At 69.9% G+C, this 4,097-nt stretch carries 2 protein-coding genes; one reads left to right on the top strand and one right to left on the bottom strand.

The window, feature by feature from the left end; genetic code table 11:
- Nucleotides 1–695: 695 nt before the first annotated feature.
- Nucleotides 696–3,245, top strand: a complete 2,550-nt coding sequence (locus VK923_00475) for a DUF4062 domain-containing protein (GenBank protein ID HSJ43142.1) — start codon at nucleotides 696–698, stop codon at nucleotides 3,243–3,245.
- Nucleotides 3,246–3,613: 368 nt separating this feature from the next.
- On the opposite strand, the gene VK923_00470 is transcribed toward VK923_00475, so the two are convergent.
- The coding region (locus VK923_00470; protein HSJ43141.1) for a hypothetical protein at nucleotides 3,614–4,097 on the bottom strand (484 nt) is incomplete at its 5' end.

The following is a 4,097-nucleotide window of genomic DNA, read 5'->3' as shown; positions in this document are numbered from 1 at the left end:
CCAACCTCAGCATGTCCTCAAGCGTGCGCCATCCACCGACGCCCCGGAAGGGTCGAACGGCGCGGTCCGGCCCGCCACTCGGCCGCTTCGCTGGGGCTTTCGGCCCGTCCCCGGTGACTCCCAGCCTGCACCGTGCGCGGCTGCGGCCGGCCGGGACGCCGGCGAGGTCCCACTCCGGCCGCCGTCCCGGCCATCACTACATCGGACCGTTGATCCATCACCGCCTCCTGCTCGGGCAGGCCTTCCCGGCAGCTGGCGCAGCAGGGCTTGCGACGTCTCTCCACGCTGTCGCTGAGCCCGGGAATCACCGACCTGCGGTCGTTCCGGGCACGAGGAGCATCCGCGTACGGCTGGACCCCACTCGTTCACCCGCCGAGCTGCTCGCAACGATCCCCGGACACGACGAACGCATGCCCGTCGACGGGTTCCAACGCGCCGTGACCGTCATGTCCGACGTCGTCCGTCTCGCCGCGTCCTGATCCGTGATCCGAATCCATCGCCCGGTGTCGAACTCCCAGTCCACAGCGACGACACCGCGACCGCGACGGCGTGACTGGCGGCAGCGGGCACACCTCTGACGAGGAGGGGTGCCCAGAGGTGGGTCCCGGACCGACCACCCAGGCACTTCCGCCGACGCCGATGTCACCGCGCGCACGGACCTGGATCGGACGCGCAGTCACCTCTACTGTGAACGCGTGATCCTGACCCCAGACCAGCGACTCCGCGTCTTCATCTCTTCGACGCTTGACCTGACCGAGGAGCGGGCCGCTGCCAGGCGTTCGGTCGAGGCGCTCAACCTCACGCCGGTGATGTTCGAGGCGGGCGCCCGCCCGTACCCGCCCCGGGCGCTCTACGGCGCCTACGTCGGACAGAGCGACGTCTTCGTCGCCATCTACTCGAAGCGGTACGGATGGACCGCACCGGGCATGGAGGTGTCCGGTCTCGAGGACGAGTTCATCCTGTCCGCCGGCATGCCGCGCCTCGTCTACATCCAGGCCGGCGTCGATCGCGAGCCGCAGCTGCAGGCCTTCTTCGAGCGCGTGCGCGAGGGCGGCCTGTCGTACAAACCGTTCTCCACGGCAGCCGACCTGGAGGAGCTGCTGAGGAACGACCTGGTCGTGCTGCTGACCGAGCGCTTCCACGCGACGGACGATGGGGTCGAGGCGGAACGGCGGGCGCGCCCCGCTCCCCTGCCGGTTCCGGCCACCATGTTCCTCGGGCACGATGCCGACGTCGCCGAGATCACCGCGCAGCTCAAGCGGCATGACGTGCGGTTGCTCACCCTGGTCGGCCCGGGCGGGATCGGCAAGACCCGCCTGGCGATCGAGACGGGACGCCGGCTGGGACCGGAGTTCCCCGGCGGCACGTTCTACGTCTCGCTCGAGGCGCTGCGCGAGCCAGGCCTCATCGCCGACACGGTCGCCGCCGCGCTCGACGTCGCGACCTCCGACGCCTCGCGTGCCGTCGCCGCGGTAGCCGATGCCATCGGTGACCGGCGGTCGCTGCTGATCCTCGACAACTTCGAGCAGGTCGTACCGGGCGCCGCGCTGGTCGCGGAGCTGATCGAGCTCTGCGGGCAGCTGACCGTCATCGTCACGAGCCGCACACCGCTTCGCCTCCGCGGAGAGCGAGAGTTCCCCGTGCGGCCGTTGGCCGTGCCGACCGGACACACGCCGAGCGAACGCGTGCGCGAGTACGCCGCCGTCCAGCTCTTCATCGAGGCAGCACGTGCCGTGCGGCCGGATCTTGCCCTCCACGAGCGCTCGACGACGGCGGTCGTCGACATCTGCCGTGAGCTCGACGGACTCCCGCTGGCGCTCGAGCTGGCCGCCGCGATGGTCAGGATCATGACGCCTGAGATGCTGCTCGACCGACTACGGGAACGCTTCCCCGACCTGCGCGGCGGGCGGCGCGACATGCCTGTGCGTCACCAGAGCCTCGCTGCCGCGATCGCCTGGAGCTATGACCTGCTTGACCGGCCCATGAAGGACGCGTTCGCACAGCTGAGCGCCTTCCGCGGGGGGTTCACGCTGGCGACCGCAGAGCGGGTGTGTGACGTCGAGGGCGACGTCGTGTCAGCCGTCGCGTCCCTCGTGGAGCAGAGCCTGGTGCGCACGGACGCCCACGCCGAGCACGGTGTCCGCTTCGGAATGCTCGGCACGATCCGCCAGTTCGGGTGGGAGCGTCTGGACGCCAGCGCGGGGCGGGACCAGGTGCTCGGACGCCATGCTCGCGCGTTCCTGGAGCTTGCCGACAGCGTCGGAGGTCCCGGTGGGCGGCGCCGCACGGTGCTCGACGCGATGGAGATCGAGCTGGACAACGTGCGGCAGGCATTCACGTGGTTGCTCGCGAGGGACGATCCGGATCCGGTCGCCAATGCTGTGTGGGAGTCGTGGTGGTTCTGGTGGATGCGCGGCTACCTCAAGGAAGGCGTGCTGTGGGCTGACCGCTGTCTCGAGGCGCCCCAGATTGGCCGCGAGCCCCACGCACGCGTCCTCGCGGCCCGAGCCATGTTCGCGATCTGGTCCGGCGACTACGACTTCGCCGTGCCGGCGGTGCTGCAGGCCGCGAAGGTTGCGCGGGAGACGGGAGACGACCGCAGCCTCGGGTACGCGGACGTGGCGGTCGGCCTCGTCCGCGGCCTCACGGGCTCGATGGGTGACGGCATGGCGACCATCCGGCGCGGTGTCGCCACGTTCGAGAGGATGGCCGACGAGGTCGGAGCGACGACCGGGCTCGTCGCGATGAGCTGGATGCAGGGCATCACGCGCCGGTTCGACGATACCGACGAGCTACTGCGGCACGCATTGCGTCGCGCGCGGGACATCGACTCGAAGGTCGACATGGGGATCGCCGAGGCTGCACTGGCGCAGTTCCACATGAGCCGAGGCGACACGGAAGGCGTCCACGACCTGATCGCGGCGTCCCTCGAACGTCTGGCGGAGGCGCGGCACATCGCATCGACGATCCTGACGTTGGAGGTCATCGCCGAGCTCGGGATGCATCACGGTCTGCCACGAGCGTCGGTCGAGGTGCTCGGCGCGACCGCGGCGATCCGGTCGTCCATGGGCACCCACGTCCCGCCACAGGCCGCCCAACGGCTGGCGCGGCTCATCGAGCACGGTCGACGGGACTTGGGCGCCGGGTTCACCGCCGCGTTCGAGCACGGCTCGACGATGACCTACGGCGAAGCTGTCGAGCACGGACGATCGTTGCTCTCCGATCTGCGGCAGGCTGCAGAGTAGGGTCGGGGGGCAACGGCGAGTGAAGCGGCCTGGACGGCAGCAGCGTCATCGCGATCGCGGACAACGCATCGCTGAGGTTCATCACCCGAGCGAACTCCAGCGACACGGATCATCGCCGGCCGCCACCGGCGTCACCCTAGCCTGATCTTTGAGACGCGAGGCAGGGTGGCAACAGCGACAACGATGGGACGGGTCAGCACGCCAGTGGCCCGGGTCCGGCACGTAAGACGCGAACGCGTGCGTGAGGAACCGGTGCCTTGGGGCGGGGTCCTCCAGGACGCCTGCGGTCGGCTCCTTCTTCAGGTGATGGGGATCGTCCGACTCCGGTGCGTTCCGCTGTCCATGGTGGAGGACGAGCGCTCACCTCGTCACTGGTTCGAGTCCACGTCCACGGTCGTCTGGATGGTCGATGCCTGGCCACGTCGTAGCACAGCGATGGCGTGACGGGCCAGACCCAGGCCCAGCGCGGCGTGGACGACGGCCGTGGCAACGGTCAGACCGATCGGTGATCCGGCGGCTCGTGCAGCGTCGAAGTCATTCGGGAGGTTGAAGGTGGTTCCGGCCAGAAACGCCACCCCGACGAGGCCGGCCATCGCTTCGCCCGTTGTCGCCGCGCTGCCGCCCCTCCTGGTAAGGAGACCGGCAGCCACCAGGGCAGCTGGGAGGAACAGCGGGGGTACGAGCGGAGTGCCGCGGAGGAACATGTCCTCGGCCGGGTCCCCGCCCGGATGGGCGCCGACGTCGTAGACGAGTGAGAGCACTGCGCCGCCCGCGGCGATGGGTAGGTAGGCCAGGACGAGCCGCAACAGCCGGTCGTCCGTGCCCAATGCCGGGTGGTGCGTCGCGTCGGGC

The organism is Euzebyales bacterium (assembly GCA_035461305.1).
Classification (GTDB): Bacteria; Actinomycetota; Nitriliruptoria; order Euzebyales; family JAHELV01; genus JAHELV01.
The sequence above is the reverse complement of the archived record's forward strand: the minus strand, read 5'-3'. Positions and strand labels throughout refer to the sequence as shown.